Origin of the sequence: Clostridium neuense (assembly GCF_045310695.1) — a bacterium.
GTDB lineage: Bacteria > Bacillota > Clostridia > Clostridiales > Clostridiaceae > Clostridium_S > Clostridium_S neuense.
This window is the reverse complement of record NZ_JBJIAA010000019.1, coordinates 77,220-97,787: the sequence shown is the minus strand read 5'-3', so window position 1 is coordinate 97,787 and position 20,568 is coordinate 77,220. Positions and strand designations below refer to the sequence as shown.

Annotated in this window: 18 protein-coding genes; 6 read left to right on the top strand and 12 right to left on the bottom strand. The window is 32.0% G+C overall.

All coding sequences use genetic code 11. From position 1 onward, the window contains the following. The first annotated feature begins 57 nt into the window (after positions 1-57). Positions 58-810: a M15 family metallopeptidase gene (locus ACJDT4_RS19900; protein WP_406789350.1), complete on the top strand. Its 753-nt coding sequence runs from the start codon at positions 58-60 to the stop codon at positions 808-810. A gap of 102 nt (positions 811-912) precedes the next feature. Here the strand turns inward: ACJDT4_RS19900 and ACJDT4_RS19895 are convergent, their stop codons facing one another. Genes ACJDT4_RS19895 through ACJDT4_RS19885 form a run of 3 tightly spaced genes read right to left on the bottom strand, consistent with a single transcriptional unit; the run spans position 913 to position 4,603 of the window. Further along, the gene (locus ACJDT4_RS19895; RefSeq protein ID WP_406789349.1) at positions 913-2,028 is read right to left on the bottom strand and encodes a Ger(x)C family spore germination protein; all 1,116 of its coding nucleotides are present in this window, start codon (positions 2,026-2,028) and stop codon (positions 913-915) included. 18 nt (positions 2,029-2,046) lie between these two features. Further along, positions 2,047-3,141 carry a GerAB/ArcD/ProY family transporter gene (locus ACJDT4_RS19890; protein WP_406789348.1) on the bottom strand — a complete coding sequence of 365 codons (1,095 nt, stop codon included), beginning with the start codon at positions 3,139-3,141 and terminating at the stop codon, positions 2,047-2,049. Beyond that, the gene (locus ACJDT4_RS19885) at positions 3,134-4,603 is read right to left on the bottom strand and encodes a spore germination protein (RefSeq protein WP_406789347.1); all 1,470 of its coding nucleotides are present in this window, start codon (positions 4,601-4,603) and stop codon (positions 3,134-3,136) included. Before ACJDT4_RS19885 ends, ACJDT4_RS19890 begins: the two co-directional genes overlap by 8 nt. Positions 4,604-4,777: 174 nt before the next feature. Between ACJDT4_RS19885 and ACJDT4_RS19880 the strand changes: the two genes are divergently transcribed. The 5 genes from ACJDT4_RS19880 (at position 4,778) to ACJDT4_RS19860 (ending at position 11,064) form a co-directional block, all read left to right on the top strand. After that, positions 4,778-6,382, top strand: coding sequence for a spore germination protein (locus ACJDT4_RS19880; RefSeq protein ID WP_406789346.1), 1,605 nt, complete (start codon positions 4,778-4,780; stop codon positions 6,380-6,382). A gap of 3 nt (positions 6,383-6,385) precedes the next feature. After that, positions 6,386-7,531 carry a Ger(x)C family spore germination protein gene (locus ACJDT4_RS19875; RefSeq protein ID WP_406789345.1) on the top strand — a complete coding sequence of 382 codons (1,146 nt, stop codon included), beginning with the start codon at positions 6,386-6,388 and terminating at the stop codon, positions 7,529-7,531. Between the two features lie 31 nt (positions 7,532-7,562). Next, positions 7,563-8,657, top strand: coding sequence for a GerAB/ArcD/ProY family transporter (locus ACJDT4_RS19870; RefSeq protein ID WP_406789344.1), 1,095 nt, complete (start codon positions 7,563-7,565; stop codon positions 8,655-8,657). Between the two features lie 5 nt (positions 8,658-8,662). Continuing rightward, complete coding sequence (locus ACJDT4_RS19865; RefSeq protein ID WP_406789343.1) at positions 8,663-9,823, top strand: Ger(x)C family spore germination protein; 1,161 nt, start codon at positions 8,663-8,665, stop codon at positions 9,821-9,823. A gap of 128 nt (positions 9,824-9,951) precedes the next feature. Further along, a complete protein-coding gene (locus ACJDT4_RS19860; protein ID WP_406789342.1) occupies positions 9,952-11,064 on the top strand; it encodes a GerAB/ArcD/ProY family transporter in 1,113 nt (370 codons plus the stop codon). Positions 11,065-11,068: 4 nt separating this feature from the next. On the opposite strand, the gene ACJDT4_RS19855 is transcribed toward ACJDT4_RS19860, so the two are convergent. The 9 genes from ACJDT4_RS19855 to ACJDT4_RS19815 all read right to left on the bottom strand — a co-directional run bounded on the left by ACJDT4_RS19855 (position 11,069) and on the right by ACJDT4_RS19815 (position 20,485). After that, positions 11,069-12,151, bottom strand: a complete 1,083-nt coding sequence (locus tag ACJDT4_RS19855; RefSeq protein WP_406789341.1) for a GerAB/ArcD/ProY family transporter — start codon at positions 12,149-12,151, stop codon at positions 11,069-11,071. A gap of 31 nt (positions 12,152-12,182) precedes the next feature. Further along, on the bottom strand, positions 12,183-12,401 hold the full coding sequence (locus ACJDT4_RS19850) for a hypothetical protein (RefSeq protein ID WP_406789340.1): 219 nt from the start codon (positions 12,399-12,401) through the stop codon (positions 12,183-12,185). Positions 12,402-12,413: 12 nt separating this feature from the next. Continuing rightward, the gene (locus ACJDT4_RS19845) at positions 12,414-13,592 is read right to left on the bottom strand and encodes a Ger(x)C family spore germination protein (protein ID WP_406789339.1); all 1,179 of its coding nucleotides are present in this window, start codon (positions 13,590-13,592) and stop codon (positions 12,414-12,416) included. Positions 13,593-13,632: 40 nt separating this feature from the next. Continuing rightward, entirely contained in the window at positions 13,633-15,237 is a 1,605-nt protein-coding gene (locus tag ACJDT4_RS19840; protein ID WP_406789338.1) for a spore germination protein, read from the bottom strand. Continuing rightward, on the bottom strand, positions 15,230-15,439 hold the full coding sequence (locus ACJDT4_RS19835; protein WP_406789337.1) for a hypothetical protein: 210 nt from the start codon (positions 15,437-15,439) through the stop codon (positions 15,230-15,232). The genes ACJDT4_RS19840 and ACJDT4_RS19835 overlap by 8 nt, the downstream gene beginning before the upstream one ends. 23 nt (positions 15,440-15,462) lie before the next feature. After that, the gene (locus tag ACJDT4_RS19830) at positions 15,463-16,548 is read right to left on the bottom strand and encodes a GerAB/ArcD/ProY family transporter (RefSeq protein ID WP_406789336.1); all 1,086 of its coding nucleotides are present in this window, start codon (positions 16,546-16,548) and stop codon (positions 15,463-15,465) included. 593 nt (positions 16,549-17,141) lie between these two features. Next, entirely contained in the window at positions 17,142-18,509 is a 1,368-nt protein-coding gene (locus ACJDT4_RS19825) for an MATE family efflux transporter (protein WP_406789335.1), read from the bottom strand. 158 nt (positions 18,510-18,667) lie between these two features. Beyond that, a complete protein-coding gene (locus ACJDT4_RS19820; protein ID WP_406789334.1) occupies positions 18,668-19,381 on the bottom strand; it encodes a DUF7852 domain-containing protein in 714 nt (237 codons plus the stop codon). An 87-nt stretch (positions 19,382-19,468) separates the two neighbouring features. Then, positions 19,469-20,485: a CsxC family protein gene (locus ACJDT4_RS19815; RefSeq protein WP_406789333.1), complete on the bottom strand. Its 1,017-nt coding sequence runs from the start codon at positions 20,483-20,485 to the stop codon at positions 19,469-19,471. Positions 20,486-20,568 lie beyond the last annotated feature (83 nt).

Genomic DNA, 20,568 nt, shown 5'->3' with positions numbered 1-20,568 from the left:
ATTTACTAATGTTGAATATATATGTTTTTTATATATTTGAAAGGAGCTACATACATAATGAAAAAAGTATTTTTTGTGATAGTCACAGTTATTTTATTATCTGGCGCCACATATTTAACTGATAAAAATTTTTTTAAAACCTACAGTGGCCCTTCTCCAGCACCAACACACAAAGTCACAAAAAAATCACCTGTAAAAGAAGCTGCACCTAAAACCGACACTCCTAAAAAACAATTACCTGACACCTTATCCTATATAGTACTTGTTAACAAAACTCACAAACTATCTTCAGATTATGTACCACCAGATCTTCGTACCCCAAAAGTAAGATTTGAATCCTATGCTGCCCCAAATGTTCGAAAAATGAGATCAAATGCTGCCGATGCAGTTGAGCAATTGTTTGCAGATGCAAAGGATGATAGAATAACTCTATTAGGTGTATCTTGCTACAGACCATATTCCTACCAAGAAGAAGTTTATTCTGCAAAGGTAGAGAAGGATGGTAAAAGTGAAGCTGATAAATATGTAGCAGAGCCTGGAAGCAGCGAACATCAAACTGGTCTTGCTATGGATTTACTTTCAACTGAATATACTTCCTTAGATGATGGATTTGCAAAAACAAAAGCCTACGAATGGTTAAAACAAAACTGTGCTAAATATGGTTTTATAATACGTTATCCAAAGGAAAAGGTATCTGTTACAAAATATGATTTTGAACCTTGGCACATACGATATGTTGGCACAACAGCTGCTCAAGATATAATGAGTAAAGGCATAACATTGGAAGAATACCTTGGAATAACAGACTAAGAATAGTAATATTGAAACTACATATAAATTAAACTGCCGCTGAAATAATTTTGACGGCAGTTATTTTTTGAGTAGAGTACAGAGCACAAAGTACTCTGTACTCTATCTTATGTCTCCTATATCTTTAATTGTAACCTTAGAATCAAAATGCATCTCGGCATTCTTATAGGCTTCCTTCCAGTCTACACTTTTCCAATATGAATTATATTTTGCCCTAACTATCTCCCCTATTCCTATAGGATCACTCCCAACCTTCTGTGTATACTTTAAGGTTTGATATGAACTAGCTTTTATTTCATTATTAATAATAGCTTCGAGTTTTTTCTTCATAATAGGATCATCCGTTTTATCCCATTTGTATTCATCAATTGTTGCATTAAAATTTACATATATATTAACTACTGGTTTATTATCTTTAATTTCAACTTTAATCTTCCTCTTTTTAACTTTAAGTGTTGCTGTTAAATTATGTTCTCCCTGTTTTTCACTTCCTGCCTGCTGAATATTATTGAAATGAGCCCTTAAATCTTGTATTTGCTTATTCTGCATAGCAATAAGCATCATAGTTTCACTTACTCCAATTCTTCCAACCATCTTATCTCCAGAAAACAATGCACTTCCTATTGCCTCAACACCATCTCTTCTTAACTTTAAAAGAGGAGCTACAGGATCCTTGCCCTTATTAAAGTAAGCTATATGAAAATCATATATCCTTGTATTTGGTATATACGAATGTTCAATAGCAGCTTTTATAAGCTGATTAATATATATTCCAGGTCTTGGTTTATTTTTAAAACCTAGTTCAGCTTTCATTAATTCCTTCGTACTTCCATCCACTACAACTACATAAGAAAGCAGTGGATTTTCAGTGCCTCTATTCATCACATTCATTATATTAGCTATTCCCTTTTCTGCTACCTCATCAGAAAAAAGAAGCTGTTGTATCCTACCACCAAGCAGTAATTTCGAGGACACCCTATTATTCGTATCAATTGCCTGCATCATAGAATTTGCTTCAACCATCAAAAGATCTGTGGCATCTTTTCTGTCAGCGCCAATAACAGGAATTATAGAAGTAATTAGTAAATCCCTTTTTACCCCCTTATCGAACCCAACTTCTAGTACAAAACCAACTCTTTCAAAAATTCTTCTGTCCCAACAACCAGTTAGTACAAATAGGCACATAATGCTTGCTATAATTTTAAACGACCTCTTCATATCTTAATTATTCCTCCCCTATGTGCCACCTTTATTTTTAAGGAGCTTATCTTTAATAATTGAAATACCAAAACATACAATAAAAAAAGCATCAATAATAAGCGAATAAATCGAAAACACACCTACAAACTTTTCAGTTTCAGAAAAAGTTTTTGGTATTCTGCTTAATAACACCGTTAATAAAACAAGTAAAGTGACCTTTAAATTCCTTTTCTTTGCTGAAAACATTTTCTCTAAGCCATAATATGTACAAAACATAAAATTTCTAGCCACGCATGCAACTAGCGGTATCCAAAGTATTATAAAAAATAAATCTATTCTCTCTATTACAGGTATATTAATTATTCCAGAAAGAAATATAAGCGAAGTTGGAAGCTCTTTTAACATATTTTCCCCAAAAACTCCTGTAACAAGTGCTACCGTACTAGTGAAAAAAACTGTTACTACTAATACTGCAAGCTCTGCATATTTTAAAGCATTTTCTTTATCTTTAACACAAGGATAAATATAAACAACAAGCTCAAACCCAATATAGGTATATACAGTAGTTTTTACAGCCTTTAGTATAGGTATCATTCCTGCTTCGCCAATCGGGAGCAAATTCATAATATCAATATCTCTTAGTGCTACTACATACATTAGAACGGTTACAGTTACTATGAAAAAAAATTCATGGGCAACCCTACATATTGGAGTTAACCCATAATATAATAAGTACAAAGATGGTATTATGGTAAAAAAGCCTGTTACTAGGGACGGCGTATCTTTAAGAATTTCAGAAGCTACAATATCTCCAATTCTTCTTACTATTACACAGCCTCCAAAAAATGTATACGCTATCAGAAGTAAATTAAACATCTGACCAAGCCATTTTCCATATAAAAGCTTATTTATTTGTATTATAGATTTATTTGAATGCTTTCTTAATAAAATTAGTTGTATCAGCACTAGCAAGCTGCATACCATACCTCCTATTAATGTTGGTATCCATCCATCGTGACCAACCTTTTCTGCCAACTGATTTGGCAGCGTAATGATTCCAGTTCCAATTTCAGAGGTAACTACAAAAACAAAAAACTGCTTTGAGGTTATATCATTTTTCACTTTAATCATTGTTTTTACCTCTCTTTTTATCACGAGGATGTGTTAAAGTTGGTCTCCTTTTTAAGAATTTAAAAGGTACTCTTATAATGGTATCCTTTAAATCTTTAGGTCTAAATGGAATAATAGGTTGAAAATATGGCTGCTCCAAAGACTCCAAAATAACTAAATTTGCAAGCAAAAGTACGGTAATAGTTGCGATTCCAATTACTCCAAAAATAGCAGTTGCTATCATCACTAAAAATCTTATAGTTCTAAGTGTCAAGCCCATATCATATACCGGCGTCATAAAAGAAGCTATAGCTGTAATTGCAACAACTATTATCAGTAATTCGCTTACAATTCCAGCTTGAACTGCTGCCTGACCTATAATTATACCTCCAACAACACCAATTGAAGCCCCTATGTATGTCGGCAACCTTATAGCCGCTTCCCTTAACATCTCAATGACGATTTCCATTATAAACGCCTCCATTACTGGCGGGAAAGGCACTCTAGCCCTTGACTCTGCCAAAGGAATAAGCAAATTAAGAGGTACCATATAATAGTGGAAAGTAGTTAGTGCTATATAAGCACTAGGAAGATATATTGCTATTATTGCACTTATTACCCTTAAAATTCCAAGTAAAGATCCAAAAACCCAATGAGTAGTATAATCATCTAAAGCTTTAAAAAATGAAAACAACGTTACAGGAACAATTAAAACTACTGGAGTACCTTCTGTAATCACTAGAAGTCTTCCTTCAAGCAGTGCTGCTACTGCCCTATCTGACCTTTCTGTAGCTTGATACTGTGGAAAAATTGAATTAGGAAAATCTACAATCATCTGCTCAATATATCCTGCACCTAAAATACCATCAAAATCTATAGAGCTTATTTTGTCATATAATTTCTTAATAAGCTGCGGATCTGCTATACCATCCATATACGCTATATTTACAGTTTGATTTGTAGTACTCCCAACAGATATAGGCTTAAATTTAAGATTGGTATTTTTTATTTTTCTCCTTAATATTGATATATTTACGTTTAATGCTTCAACAAATCCCTCATGAGGCCCTCGTACATTCTTTTCTATATCTGGTTCCCGAATGCCCCTCTTTTCAAACTTCCTTATATTTGCACAAACAGCACCACCCATACCGTTTAATAAAAATGCAGTGCTTCCCGCTAAAACATCACTTATTACTGCTTCCATATCCTCATAGTGCTGAATATTATCAGCTGGCAAACTATTAATTCTTTTTCTATTAATTACAGTTTCATAGTCCATATTGCAAATAGGCTTTATAAAATCTCTTTGAATAAGATCTGTATCTATAAGCCCCTCTATATATATAAAATATCCTTCCGTATTATCATTTAAGAATACTTGTTTTCTTATGATATCAGGACAATCTTTAAATCTTTCATCTATAATTTTCATGTTATCCTTAAGTACTTCTGATATGTTAACTGAATTAGTATTTTTCACCTGCACTTCACCATCACTTTGACTAAAGTATTCATTTTAGTATCTCCTTAAAATAAAAAATAATTCAATCGCATAAATTTGAAGTTTTGGTTCCTTTATACTAAATGAATAAATAATTTAATATTTCACATAATACTAGAAATAGTAATCTTAGTAGGTACAGAGGTGATATAGTTGTTTAAATTCATAAAGAATGTATTCAAAAGCCATAAAACCCATGAAGTTAAACAATCATCTCAAAGCGATGAAAAAAAAATTTCAGCCTCATTAAAAAAGAACAAAAACTATATAAGTCATGAATTTGAAAATTGTTCCGATGTAGAAATAAGAGAAATTAAGATAGCTAATGACCCAAAATATACTGCTATGATTGTGTATATAGATAATATGACTAATTCTAGTACTATTGAGAACTCAATTATACGAAAACTTACGCTTAGATATGAAAGAAATACCTACGAGCTTGGAAGTGTAGAATACTGCAAATATCTCCTTGGAATATCTGATAGTCTTATATATACCTCCATGGAAGCTACAATAAATTCTATATTAAATGGTAATATTGCTATATTTATAGACGGTTTAAGGGTTTCGCTAACAATAGATATAAAAAAACCTCCTGGTAGAGGTGTTGAAGAACCTACTTCTGAAAGTGTTATAAGGGGACCTAGGGAGGGTTTTACAGAATCCCTAGCCACTAACCTTGTTTTAATAAGAAAAAGACTTAAAAATGTTAATTTAAAAACAGAATCCTTTACACTTGGAAGAGAAACTAAAACAAATGTTACTATTGTTTATCTATCTAATATTGCAAAGAAAAAAAATGTAGATGAACTAAAAAAAAGACTAAAAAAAATAGATATAGATGCAGTAATAGTAAACAATTATATAAAGGAATATATAGAAGACGATCCTCTATTCAGTATTCCAACTATATATGCAACAGAAAGGCCTGATGTTGTTGTTTCAAAAATACTTTCAGGCAGAATTGCAGTAATAACTGACGGAACACCCTTAGCTTTAACTTTGCCTGCAATTTTTGAAGAATTTTTAATGAGCAATGAAGACTTTTATTTAAATTTTATTACAGCAACTGTTATAAGGTGGCTTAGGTATCTCTCCTTTTTAATATCCCTTGCTCTGCCAGGCTTCTATGTAGCAATAACAACCTTCCATCAGGAGCTAATACCAACCCCTTTATTGGTCAGCTTTGTAAAGGCACGTTCCAGTGTTCCATATCCTGCCTTATTAGAATGTTTTTTATTGCTCACTGTCTATGAAATACTGAGGGAAGCAGCTCTTAGGATGCCTAAATCAGTAAGTCAGGCAATAAGTATAGTTGGAGCATTGGTATTAGGTCAATCCGCAGTTGAAGCTGGTCTTGTTAGTACTCCAATGGTAATAGTTGTTGCAACAACAGCAATAGCAGCTTTTACTATACCTTCCACAGATATGTATGAGGCATTACTTGTTCCTAGATTTATACTTCTATTTCTTGGTGGCACCTTAGGATTACTTGGATTAATCTGTGGCATAATAGTTTTTATGATTAGGCTTATAGCGCTTCGTTCCTTTGGAGTTCCTTATATGGAACCACTAGCGCCAATTGTAAAAAGTCAGCTGCCTGACATAATTATGAGACGTCCAATGTGGAATAAGCTTAAACGTAATTGGTTTATAACTGGCAAAGCATCTACAAAGCGAAAAACAAGATCATACATTAATCCAGTTGTAGAGGACATAAAAAAGTTGCTAAGAAAATTTAAAAATGGGGAATGAAGCATGAAAAAATTCACTGCAATTATTATGATAATTATTCTTGTGCCTTCAATTACTGGCTGTAGTAAAACAAAACAGGAAATTAATAATCTTTCCATACTTTTAGCAATAGGCTTTGATTTAACACCTGAAGGTAAGTATCTTTTTACAGCACAAATATTAAATACCCAAAAACAAAACTACAGATCTAAAAAAGCTCCTTCCAGTGTAGTGGTGTTTTCAAGCGAAGGTAATTCACCCTATGATGCTATGAACCATATGTCCACAAGCCTTGGCAAGAATTTATTTTTAGGTCATACTGCATATATAGTTGTAGGAAGCCGCTTAGCCGAAAATGGAATTTCACTTGTTCTTGATTCTGCTTTAAGAAGTCCTGACACTAGGCCTAATCGTCCCCTATTGGTAACAAAGGGAAACGCCTTAGATATAGTAAAAGCAGTAACTACCGATGAAAAAATACCTGCCAATGTAATTGACAATATACTAAGGTTCCAAATTGATAAAGGATATGTCCCCTTAACTTCAAGACTTGATTTTGCAACTGCCCTAGAGAGTAAAACCGCTGCGCCAATAGCTGGAATGATCAACCTTGAAAAAAATATAAATGCTGACAATACCTTTAAGGTATCTGGGACAGCTGTATTTAAAAAAGATAAACTTATAGGTTATTTAGATAAAAAAGAAACTAGAGGAATGCAGTGGTTAAACAGTAGAGTTAAAGCTGGAAACTTAGTAGTTCAAACTAAAGAAAATGGAATTATATCCTTTGATATATTAGAATCCAAAACTACAATTAAGCCAATAGTAAAAAATAACAATGTAACAATGCAAGTAAACGTAAAAGAAAAATCAAATATAATAGAAATGACTGAAGATATTGATCCCATGAAAAATCCAGAAAAGTTAAAAAAATTAAGTGAACTTCAAAATAAAGCAATAAAAAGTGAAATTGATCTTACATTAAACACAGCTCAAAAAAAGCTTAAAGCCGATATATTTGATTTTGGAGGTAAAATTCACAGAGATAATCCAAAGTTTTGGAATACAATTAAAGGTAATTGGGAAAAAATATTTCCGGAACTTAAAATTGAGGTAAATGTTGATTCATCTATAAAGAGACCAGGTATTATTTCAAAACCAATAAGGTAATAAATATTAATTATTTAAGGAGAAGCACATTATGAATACAAAAATATCTGCTAGTCAACTATTTGCTGCAATTACATTAGTGCCCTATGGCAGTGCTGTACTTTTTTACATTAATCCAGAAGCAAAGCAAGATGCTTGGCTAGCTATACTAATTTATATAATTCCAGCAGTAATATTACAACTTATATATACAAGCTTATGGAACAAGTATCCAAATGACACTTTAGTTACCTATATGCCAAAAATCTTTGGAAAAGTAATTGGCTGCACCTTAAGTATATTATATATCACCTTTTTTGCATATGAAGCTTCTAGAGTACTGCGTGATTTCTCTGAATTAATAGCTATATCATCAATGCAAAGAATACGTCCATACATAACCTCTGCAGCGCTAATGATTACAATTGCATATGCCCTTTTTAGTGGTATAGAAACACTTTCTCGCATAGTTCATATTTGCTTCTACCTATGGATTTTTTTCTTTGCAGCAGAATGGATATTTCTCTATGTCACGCCAAATGAATTAAAGTTTTATAATTTAAAACCATTCCTAGAAAACGGACTCATACCTATTATAAAAAACAGTTGGAAGTTAATAAGTTTTCCATTTGGTGAAAGTGTACTCTTTACAATGTTCTTTCCTATAGTTAAGGAAAAAGCAAAAGTAAGAAAATCTGCAGTACTTGCCATAATATTAGAAGGAATTCTTTTGTCCTTAAATACTATTATGTTTATAGCTGTACTTGGGGTAAGCTTTGCCTCAACCTCATTATTTCCACTTTTACAAACTCTGCGTACCATGCACATAGGCACAGTTTTAGATAGATTAGATATTTTTATAATACTTATTATGATAATAGTAGGCTTTATAAAGATAGGTTTCTTTACATATGGTGCGGTATTAGGCACAACGCAGCTGCTGAAATTAAAAGATACAAAATATATTTCATTGATATTTTGCATAATCATCACTATAACTTCACTTTTAATAGCTAGAAATTACCCTCAGCATATATATATTGGTCAAACACTAACTTTAACTTATGTTCATTTACCTTTAACTATTGCCATCCCAATTATTACATTATTAACATATGAAATCAAACATTTTATAGGAAGTAAGTGAAACTTATGAAAAGGTTTATTTCAATTTTTATATTAATCACATTTATATTCACCCTTTCTGGCTGCCGAAAGTCAAAACAGGAACTAAATGAGCTTGGTGTTGTTCTTAACTCAGGCTTTGATTTAAGTTCAGATGGTAAATACATATTCACTGCTCAAATTTTAAACACGCAGGGTGATACGGCAGCTACTTCTAAAAACAATACCAATGAAACTTCTTCTGATGTAGTTGTTTTTAGCGCCTTAGGAGATACTCCTTATTCCGCTGCAAACAATCTAGGAGAAAGCTATGGTAAACCTTTATTCTTTGGTCATAGTAGATATATAGTTTTAGGAGAAAATTTGGCAAGTTCTGGTTTATCACTGTTTATAGATTCATTACTTAGGATAAGAACAACTAGACCAGACACCTTACTGCTTGTAACAAAAGGTATGGCAGCTGATATTGTTAAAGCATCAACTTCTAATGAAAGAATTCCAAGCAATGAAATTGAAAATATTCATAAGTTTCAAAATGTAAAAGGCTATTCTCCAATGGTTTCTGGCCTTGAATTTGCAAACAGTTTATCAAACAAAACTAGTGCTCCAATTCTTGGAACCATTGCTCTAAAAAATAAATATGGTACTGATAATACCTTTGATGTATCTGGGACTGCAGTATTTAAGGGAGATAAACTCATTGGATTTATGAACGATACCGAAACCCGCGGCGTACAATGGGTTAGGGGAAGGGTTCAAGGTGGAATAATATTAGGTTATTTCTCCCCTAATAAATTAATCAGCTTTTTCCAGCTGCAATCTAAAAGTAAGATAACACCTATATTAAAAGGTAATTCCATATCAATACAAATTGATATAAAATCAGAAGGAAATGTAGTTGAAATGTCTGCTCCTCTAAATCCAATGAAAAATCATAAAATTATGTACGAATTAAACGCTTCACTGTCCAATGCTATAAAAAACGAAATACTTGCTGCCTTAAATACTGCACAAAAAAAATACAAATTAGATATATTTAATTTCGGAAACACTATAGAACAAAAATATCCAGACTTCTGGAATAAAAACAAAAAAAATTGGTCATCGATTTTTCCCAACATTAAAATTGATGTAAATGTAACTTCAAATGTAAATAGACCAGGAGTTATCTCTAAACCAGTAAAATAACTATATATAGTGAAGCCAGCTTAGCTACAAACTATATATGCACCATAATTCCTTGAAGATTGATATTTGCGTATATAAATAGTTTAAGTTTCGCATTGGTTTCGCAATACTAATGGAGGAATGCTGCCTTGAAAACAAAAATAAGTGCTCTAGAGCTAATTGCAAGTATTATGGTATTTGAAAATGGTACTGCTATACTTTTTTATTTAGCCGCAGATACAAAACAAGATGCATGGATAGCAATACTTATTTATACTATACCTGCTGTTATTATGCAAATTATATATACCAGTCTGTGGTATAACTATCCAAATGATAATATAGTTACCTATATGCCTAAAATCTTTGGCAAATATATAGGTTATTTCCTCAGCATAATATATATTTTATTTTTTATTTATGATGCTTCAAGAGTGCTGCGTGATTTTTCGGAACTCATGCTAATTTCCTCCATCCCAGCACTTCCTTTAACATTAGTTGCTGGAGTTCTAATTGCAATCATTTGTTATGCTACCTTTATTGGTATTGAAACTTTATGCAGAACAGTTGTTCCTTTCTTATTTATATTTCTATTTTTCTTTATTTTAACTTTTTTCTTTTTAATAACAACACCTTACACCTTTAATATTAACAATCTAAAACCTATACTTCATAGCGGTTTACCCTTTATAATTGCAAAAGGCTGGATTCTTCTAACTTTCCCATTTGGAGAAGTTCTCCCTTTAACCATGTTGTATTCATCCGTAACTGAACCAAAAAAAGTTAGAAAATCTGTAATTATGGCAACAATTTTTGAAGGATTAATTCATTCAACTAATTGCATAATATTTATATCCACACTTGGTTTAAAATTTGCCTCAACTTCATTATTTCCACTCTTAGAAACCTTTAGATTAATACATGTTGGTACTGCCTTTGATAGGCTAGACATATTAATAATAATTGTATTGTTATTTGGAGGTTTCTTTAAGATAAGTTTTCTTATATATGCCGCAATGCTTGGAACTGCATCGCTAATAAAACTGAATAATGTTAAGTACTTATCAATTCCAATTAGTATAATTGTTCTTATTCTTTCCAAGCTGATTGCCTCAAATTATCCACAGCACATAAAGATCGGCTTCGATTATACTGCCAAGTATATACATTTACCACTACTTATAGCAATACCAATTACAGCACTAATAATAGTTAATATAAAAAAATTCTTTCTACAAAAAAAGAATAATAACAAAACCTAATCAGTTAGTTTTTCTTTTTAATAGAAGCTATAACAATCGAAATAACAGGAAGTATAATAACATAAAGAATTGCATATACAGAATATATATTAATGGCTTGATATACTTCATCTGTATCTGAACTAAACATAATAATTGCCAATACAATATTTATTATCCCCATAGGAATAACTAAAGGTTTATATGATTTTAAGTTAAGTAACTGTGCCATGGATAGCACTGCTGCATATAAAAAAATACAAAGCTTTAAAAATACATTAAATAGATATATTACTGCTATTAATATCTCCATCCTTGTAATAACCTGACCTATATTTATAAGCTTTGCTACTTGATAAATTGGCAGCACCTGAACAGTATAGAGATTACCAAGTACAGCTATATTTCTTAAAATTACAATCAAAAAAATTATGCTTCCTATAATGAGTCCAGAAAACGCAGACTTTTTAACTTGACTTCTAGTATTAACATATGGGAAAATCATCAAAAACACTATTATCTCTCCAAATGGAATACTTATCATAAGATTGACACCTTGAACTAATTGTTTTAAATTTATTTTAAATATAGGTAACAGATTTGATAGGTCAATATCTTTTATCACCAATATGATTACAATTATATTTATTATTATAGCCAATATAATTATAATGGACCCACTTCTTACAATAACCTCCAGCCCTCTTTTTACCGTATACATTACTAATGCTGCCATAACTATTATAAATACTTTATTATCTATTTCAGTAAAAAGATATGTAGAAAAAAAATCTGCTATAAGCCTAAAATTTGTAGAAACTATAAACCAAAAATAAAAAACATATAGTATAGAAACTACCTTTCCAAAATACCGGCCATATACTAAATCATTAATTTCTATTAAGTTTTTTTTAGGAAATTTATCACTTAGTGAAATGTAACCATATAATAAAACTAATATTATAGCAAATCCAATTATCAAAACTATCCAGGTACTTTGCTTGGTTACTCCGCTTATAAATGCCGATGTAAGTGTCTCAGATTCTATTAACCCAATAATTAAAAGCATTAATTGTGTACTTGATATAATACCCTTCTCAATTTTCATAATTAAACTCCTCTGCATCTGTGAGTTAATTTTATTTATAATTTAAATGCAATACATCCTTTATAATGTACTCCACTGCCTTCATAGGATTAGGTATTGGCAAATTCATAATATACATTAAACTTATTATAAATGCTGCTATTAAAAATATAAAAAATACTATAAGTTCACGCCAGCATTTGTTTTTGATCAGTTCTGGAACTTCGAGGAATATTATGGCTATAAAGGTAATTATCAATAAAAATATCATTTTACTTCCCCTTTATTGTTCCTTTGACATAATTGGTTTTGTAATTCTACCTGTTCTTCTTAATCTAGCATCTACACTTACATCAACATGAATATTTTTAAATACTTTATTCCATTCCCCCTCCAGCTTATTCCACTCATTAGGATAATGTTTATATATAATATCTCCAAATCCAAATATATCTGCATTTAGTTCTTGTGATTTTCTTAGTGCAGCTAAAACCTCTTTTCTTATGACCTCCGCTTCCAGTCTCTCAATACTTGCAAAGGCTTTAGGATCAGATAAATCCTTTGAGGAGGTTTGCTCCTGTAAATCGCCTTCTTGTTTTATTTCTATTGTGATGTAAGGAATACCAGCTTTTATTTTAGCCTTTATTTTACTATTAGCATGAGTTGTTAATACATTAACATTTTCCCTACCATTCTCCATACTCACAACAACAACACCATTTCTTACTTTATCAATTCCCCACAAAAGTCCTCTAGTTTCCTGCTTATTAAGAGTTCCAATCATTTTATCCTTTTTAAATACTGCTGTTTCTGAAAGATATAATAGTCCTTTATCATCTTTCTTTGATCTTTGAACCATAGGAGCAACTGGTGCTGTAGTTTTGCTCATGAGTCTAGCTGCAAAATCCTTTAAAGTTACAGCTGGTATTTGTGAAACGTTTTGTTCGTTTTTAACCAATTCTCCTATACTTATTGCTGGAGTACTTTCAATAGCTGGTTCCATATTTAATATTTCACTAGCTGGTCCTTTAGCAACTAAAATCCATACTAAAAGACGAGTCTCTCTATGCCTTAAAAAAAAATCCATATATCTTTCAATGCCATTTGCTGCTGCACCGTCTCCAAATACAACAATTTGATTATGAGAAAAAAATAATTGACGATTCAGTTTGCGATTAAAAGCTTTTACTGCTTCCGAAATACTTTGCCCAGTTTCTTTTAAATTTAGATAATCAACGCCACCCCCAGGACTTCCTCCGCTTTTTGACATACCTTTACTTCCTGCTACCTTAGCTATCTGCACAGTTGTTTCTACCTCATCAGGCTGTTTTCCCTTGTCAACTCCAACGCCCATTACAATAGCTATCTTATTTAACTCACGAGCACTCCTACAAGCAGTTAAATTTAAAGCCATTAAAATACATATAACTATTTTCATTACCAAACTCATGTATTTTTTCATTGGATTCACCTCATGCATATATAAGGATATGGTTATTCCCCTATTCTTGATTTTTATTTTCTGTTGGTACTTGAGGCTTTGAGCCTTCACTTTGCCTTTTTAAGTTATTCCACCCTATGGTTCTAGGTCTTGTAAACATATTCCATAGATGTAATCTTATAATACTATCCTTTAAATCTTCCTTGCTCATTGGCGCTAAAGGTGATAAATATGGTGTCCCGAAGGATCTTAGGGAAACTATGTGTACTAATATAAACAGCCCTCCTATTCCAACTCCAAATATACCAAGACCTCCACCTAAAATAAGAAAAAAAACTCTCAAAATAGCTCCCACATCTGTATACACAGGAACTACAAAACTAGAAACAGCTGTTAACGCTACAATAATTACCATGATCCCTCCTACTAAACCTGCAGACACAGCTGCCTCTCCTATTACAAGTGCCCCTACAATGCTAACTGCCTGACCTACCGGACGTGGAAGTCTAACTCCTGCCTCCCTTAAAATTTCAAAGGTTATTATCATAAGTCCCGCTTCAAGAACCGCCGGGAAAGGAACGCCTTCACGCCCTGATGCCATGGTAAATAGCAAAGTAGTCGGTATTAATTCCTGATGAAAAGTAGACAGCACAACATAAGTAGCCGGCAATAGTACACTTATAAAAAATGCAAAAAGCCTTAAAAGCCTTAAGAAACTAGAAAAAAACGTCCTCGAATAGTAATCCTCTGCACTTTGAAAGCCTTCAATAAAAAGCATTGGTACCGTAAGAACAAATGGAGTTCCATCAACCAAAATTGCTACTCTGCCCTCCAGTATTTTTGCAGCTGTTATATCAGGTTTTTCTGAGTTTCCTACAGTAGGAAAAATTGAATAAGGTGCATCTTCTATAAACTGCTCAATATAACCTGATTCCAAAATAGCATCTGTATTAATTCTACTTAGTCTTTTCTTTATTTCTTTTATGAGTTTAGGGTTAACAATGCCTTTTAAATACACAATGCACACACTAGTTCTCGTTTGCACACCAATCTGCATAGTTTCAAAGATCAAATTTGGATTTTTTATCTTGCGGCGCAGCATTGTCATGTTTATAGCCATAGTTTCACTAAAACCTTCTCTAGGCCCCCTTACTACAGCTTCAGTCTTAGGTTCTTCTATCCCTCGAGTCTTCCACCCCCTAGACTGAATAACTAATGCTTCACTAGCCCCCTCCATAATAAATATAATATCACCAGATAAACAGCCATCTATAAGCTCACTTATATACTTAACCTTTTTTATTTCTCCAACAGAAATTATCCCATCCTTTACTACATCCAAATTTCCTGCTTCCAACTTATCCTCTAAATTATTCAATCTGCTTCCATTCATAAATGGTTTAATTACAGTTTCATTTATAGTAGTCTTTTCTGTCATTCCCTCTAAAAATATAACCGCAGCTTTTATTTGCAATCTAGAGCCAAAGGAAAATTCTCGATAAATTATATCACTGCTTGAGCCTAAAACTTGCTTTAGTACACCCAGGTTTTCCTCAAGTTTTTTAGAAAGTTTTGGCTGAGAATTCTCTTTTTCTTCTGTTTCATTTTTTACCTTCGAACTTTTAAGCTGCATAAATTTAAGTTTTTTATATAAATAATCAAGCATCCTTCTCACTACCTTTTTTATGCTTTTTTTCGCTATTTTTAAACTCTGGATTTCTATATTTAACCTTAAAAATATAGAGAAAAAACTCACATATAAGTGCTACAAATAAAACTGCAGCATAGCTCCAAGAAAATATGGTCATGAAAATTGGATAAACTCCTCTTCCTTCTAATGACTTTTTTAAAAATTCTACAATGCGCATATATTCTCCATCACCTTTAATAGTTAAAAATTAATTCTTTTCTTCTTTATTTTGTAAATCATTAGCAATAATAAAGGTGTAATATTGGTATAAACTATTCCAAAATACTGTGTATCAAAAGGAAACAGCCACTTGTGAAATGCATAACTAGACTCAAAGGCAAGTGAAAACCATAATAAAATAGCAGTTATAACAACAAGCACTAGCTTGTAATTACTAACTTTAAATAATGAACTAAAAGCTAATGCAACAGCGTTCAAATATATAGACATTTTAAAGAACCCACCTAAAAATATAATAATTATAGCTATGGAATCTATATTAGTTATTATGTTTCCTATATTAACAACTCTTACAGTTTCTAGCAAAGGAATAGTCGCTAATGAGGTGTATTTAGCTCCTAATACAGAAATGTCCATTAATACAGTAAAACAAAGCAGTATACCAGATAATATAACAGTTTTAATGGCTGTTTTTCTCACAATGCGTTTTTCACCTGCATAATTCCAGTACATAAGAAAAACAAACATTTCTCCAAAAGGAAATACTGATACCTCCGGAAGCGTTTTTATTATAGGTCCAATACCACCACCTAAAACCGGTGTTAAATTTGAAATTTCAATATCTCCAGACAAATAAACCAGTATGTATAAGCCTATTATAAATACTATTATTATAGGAATAACAACTTCACTTGCACGAGCCAGCACTTCAATTCCCTTTATTAAAGCATACAAGCTTACTAATACAAATATAGAATTTATAAACCATAGCTTAGCCTCCGGAAGTGTAGTTATAATTATAAGTTCACCAAATTCCCGAAGATTACGAGCGCAATGCCAAAAATATCCCAATGTGGTAAGCAGCACATATGGAATTCCTAGCTTATTTCCAAGTATAGCAATAGCTATGTCAACATAATTTTTGTCTGGAAATGCATTTTGAAGTTCTGTATAAATCCATACAAGTATTATCCCAATCAATAGAGCAAGCAAAATTACAATCCAGGCATCTTGCTTTGCTTCAATACCCAGAGCAAAAAGAGTAGTGCTTCCCACCTCAAATATAAACATTAAAGCAAATAACTGATGTTTACTTAGTCGTATCATTTCAATTTCCTTCTTATACAGAATTTCATCTTTAGCTGTATATATTTTTATCCATTAAAACTCATAATATTCATAATTAACCTAATTAAAAACTGCACTATAATTAATTCATCACTTAAATTGAAATATATACTTAATAAATGAGAGAAAATGTTCCTTTAAACCTCTTACTTGAAGGTATAGTATTGAAGAAATAATTTAAATAAAATTTTATAAATATTAGAGGGTAATTATTAAAAGTCTTAGATGTTTCAATCTGTCTGAGCTACGTGAGTTATTGAAACTTCTTAGAATTTTGAGAATACTCCTCTTAAATTTATTACTTCTATTTAATGTTTCAAAGTTTATAACTGTACTTACCTTACATTCCCACTCCATTTTCCGTAGGCACGGAGGAAAATGTTCCTTTAAACCTCTTACTTGAAGGTATGGTGTTTCAGAACAGTTTAAATAAAAGCTTATAAACCTTAGAGGAGTATTCTTAAAAGTCTTAGATGTTTCAATCTGTCTGAGCTACGCGAGTTATTGAAACTTCTTAGAATTTTGAGAATACTCCTCTTAGATTTATTGCTTTTATTTAATGTTCTGAAATACTATACCTTCAAGTACTTCCACTTGCCTTTGTTCATTCTTTTTAAATACATAATAGATCGTGAACTAAAATCAAAAAATATTCCAACTGCTACTGCTGCTAAACCTATAGCAAACCACTTATTAAGTATAAATGATGCAAAAATTCTGCAAACCCACAGTCCAACAAAAGATGTTATCATAACATACATTATATCCCCTGCTGATTTAAGCGTTGCCGAACATAAATTTAATATGGCCATCAAAGGCTCAAGTACTGCAAAGGTTCTTATTAGTATAAGTGATTCATTTATTACAAGAGGATCTTTTGAATAAAGCATAGCAAGCTGCCTAGAAAATATAAGCATAAGAACTCCTATAGCAAATCCAATTACTATAGCTATTTTAAGACTTTCATAAGCATAATGTTCTGCTTTTTTATAATCTCTTTCACCGAGGCTTTGTCCAACAAGTGTCATATTAGCTATTGCAAATCCAAATATAGGGAAGAAGGCAAGTGAGTTTATATTCATACCAACCTGAAAAGCCGCCATTGCCGTTGTTCCCATGCTTACAACAATAATTTCAAGAGCTAAAAATCCGCCTTGAAGTACAGCTTGCTCAATAAAGCCAGGCACCCCTATATTCGCTATTCTTTTCATAAGGCTAAGCTTTAATCTATAATTTTCTTTAAGCGTAAGTTTAAGCTTTAAGCCCTTATAATTGTACAAGGCAAGTACTCTAATAGTTACAGCTATTATTCTAGATATAGTTACCGCCATAGCAGAACCTTTTACTCCAAGTCCATGTACTCCCACAAAACCAATTCCAAACGTTAATGCATAATTTAAAAATATATTAATTACATTAACTATACCCGTTATCACCATAGGCGTCTTTGTATCTCCAGCTCCTCTCATAGCTCCTGAAACAATTATATCAAGAACGAAAAAAGGAAGGTTAAATACAATTATGTGAAAATAACTTAATCCTACATTAAAAACTTTTATATCCGAACCACTAAAGAAAATTTTAAGGATTTGTACTGAAAAGGTTCTTCCTACAATTGTCAAAATCACTCCAACAAATACAGCCATGTACATAGATTGAATAAGTGCTCTTTTAGCCTCAGCTTTATTTCCCTCTCCAATAAGCCTTGCTATTACAACCGTAGTTCCTATTGAAAGCCCAGAAAAAACAGTTTGTAAAAAACTAACTAGCATGTTATCCATACCAACTGCTGCCACAGCTTCCGTTCCTATTCTGCCCATAAATATTGTAGACACCATACCAACCATCATTTCAAGCATTTGCTCTAATATAGATGGCCATGCTAACTTAATTATTTCTTTATCCGATTTCTTGTCTAATTTAAATGCTAATTTCTTCATATCTCTATCCATTTCCTAACATATTTTTATCCTAAGTTTTGTCTATAATAATATAATAACTCAACGCGTAATTCTTGTCATCTAATTTTTTAACAAAACAATCCGTTTTTTTATATATTGTTTTTGAAATGGATGATTAATTGATAATTTAATATTTTTCAGCCTTCTTTTATAAAAATTATTTGTTTTTGAAGTAATCTTACTTTTATATCCATACTCATACTTTGTTTAATTTGCTTAAAGGTACTCATCTTTTTTGCTTCATTAATTAATTTTATTTTATCTTTTACATTAAGTTCTTTAAATTCTGTGCTCACCAATTCGCAATAAATATCGTCGATTTCTTGCTGCCTATCTACAAAGCTTTTTTCATTTTCTGACATCCTAATAATTTTATCACCCTCATAAAACTCCTCACAAGTTATTGGGGCATGAATGTATTCAATCCCTACTGCACACTCAAACGGAATTTTTATTGTTAAATTTTTTGCCTTCCCTTCTAACCTTGAACTATTGTGTTTAGTTTCTTCACTATATTCTATGCTTTTAACTACAACACCATCTAAAAAAAGTCTATTAATCTGTGAAATTAACTTGCATCTTTTTATAATAGCCTTTCTTCTAATATCTATTATACTTATTACATCTCTCGTAAAATTAATAGTATTTTCTAAGTTTATGTTAATTGTGGTTTCAGCTATAACTACAGGAAGTCTAACAGCTATGGTCTCTTGCTTATCGTTGTCAGTTACAAACGTAGACTTCATTAACTCAGACTTATTTTCTACATCTACTTCTACTTGTCTATTTTCTTTATCCCGCAGTCTTCTATGTTTATGCTTATGATTCTTCCGTCTTCTATGATTATTCATATAATACCCTCAAAGTATTGATTAATTTTAACGTTAATACATAAAATCAATAGAGCTCAACGCTCTATTGACTTTTAAAAATTCATTCTATTTTTTTCTTTTTATATCCCAGATGGTTCCTCCCCAATTTTGGCTTGGATAGAAGCTTCCATCTTCAGAATTCTGTTTATTTCCGTATCCATTTCCACCCGTTTGACCATATCCACAGCTTCCGCCGTAGCCTTTTCCGCCTGCTTGACCATAGCCTTTTCCACCTATTTGGCCATATCCATTTCCGCCTGTTTGGCCCTTTCCGTCACATCCGCTTCCGCCTATTGGACCATATCCACTTTTTCCATCGAATTTGTTTCCATCTATTGGGCCGTATCCACTTTTTCCATCATATCTGCCACCATCTAGCTGATCTCCTCCATCATATATACGACCATTGTATATCTGCTGTTTTTGAAGTAATTTAACACCAAGATATACTACAGATTTATCAATAAATTCATCAAACTCCTCTTCATTTGGGAAGCATCCTATAGGTCTTCCTTTTTCATCTATATCCGCATCATATACTTCAGACCATTCGAGTTCTGGATATACTGGTTCATTAAATCTTTCATAACTTGCTCTATCAGCTTCTCTTATATTCTTACCAATTCTCTTTTTATCATAGTACCTTGCTACATCAGGCTGCTTATTTGGGAATACTCTTGGAAACTTTCCATTAAAGTTTACTCTAGTAGCAACCTGAAAAGGAACATGAACAGTAGCATCTTTTATTACACCACATATTCCTGAAGCAGAAGTACCTTTTTTAGATGCGTATTCTATATTTTTTCTAATATACCCACTTATAAATACCTTGTCAGTTCCTCCAATATATCTAGCTTGAGTTAAAAATATTTCTTTTTCTATCCTCTTAATTTCATAAGCAGGTTCATCTAATTTTATTTTAGATTCAACATCAATTTGAATAACAAATTCTGCAAGAACTACAGGAACCTTAAACGTTCCTGGACGTATAGGCCAATTTTCTGCAAGCTCTAGTGTTTTTGATTTTATAACACTTGAATTACATGCGTTTGTCTCAATATTTGCTCCACCAGTGTACTCCATATATTACCTTCTCCTTCTTTTGAAAATAAGATACAATTCTGTACCCTAATATATAGTATTCACATTCATGGAAAAATTTGATT